This is a genomic window from Stenotrophomonas sp. YIM B06876, assembly GCF_030711595.1.
Classification (GTDB): domain Bacteria; phylum Pseudomonadota; class Gammaproteobacteria; order Xanthomonadales; family Xanthomonadaceae; genus Stenotrophomonas.
Map to the genome: position 1 here is coordinate 1 of NZ_JAUJUJ010000341.1, position 906 is coordinate 906.

The 906-nt window shown below is 64.5% G+C and carries 1 protein-coding gene; it reads left to right on the forward strand.

The window, feature by feature from the left end:
• Positions 1-906, forward strand: a 906-nt coding sequence (locus QZH66_RS17160) for an MMPL family transporter (RefSeq protein WP_305807053.1), incomplete at both ends; no start/stop codon positions are given.

The following is a 906-nucleotide window of genomic DNA, read 5'->3' on the forward strand; positions in this document are numbered from 1 at the left end:
ACTGGCCCATGTGCGCTCCAACGTTGCCAAGTCGGGCCAGATAGGCCGGCTGGTAGGCAACGACCTGAAGTCGGCCATGGTGCGCGCCGACCTGCTGGAGATCGACCCGCAGACCGGCAAGCAGCTGGACTACAGCGCAGTGGCCAAGAAGCTGGAGACGATTCGCACCCGGTTCGATAACAAGGACATAGAGATCAACATCGTCGGTTTTGCCAAGGTGCTGGGCGACGTGATGGACGGCCTGACCACCGTCATCGGCTTTTTCGGCCTGGCCTTTCTCATCACCGCCGTGCTGCTGTGGCTGTATTCGCGCTCGGTCAACCTGACCGTTCTGGCCCTGCTGGTGGCGCTCCTGCCGGTCATCTGGCTACTGGGGCTGCTGGCGGGGCTGGGCTTTGGCATCGACCCGATGTCCATCCTGGTGCCGTTCCTGGTGTTCTCCATCGGCGTCTCGCACGCCGTGCAGATGACCAACGCCTGGAAGCACGAGGTACGCGCCGGCCTCACCTCCGAGCAGGCCGCCGAGAGCGCCTTCCGCAAACTGGCCATTCCGGGCACCGTGGCGCTGCTGACCAACGCGCTCGGTTTCATGGTGATCATGCTGATCGACATCCCGATCGTGCACGAGCTGGGCATGACCGCCNGCAAACTGGCCATTCCGGGCACCGTGGCGCTGCTGACCAACGCGCTCGGTTTCATGGTGATCATGCTGATCGACATCCCGATCGTGCACGAGCTGGGCATGACCGCCTGCCTGGGCGTGCTGCTGATGATCATCACCAACAAGGTGATGCTGCCCGTCATCCTCTCGCGCCTGCGCCTCGAACCCGCGGCACTGGGCCGCCTCGACGGCGTGACGGGCCTGCACAAGCGCTGGTGGGCGATTTCGGTGCTCGCCCAGCCCCG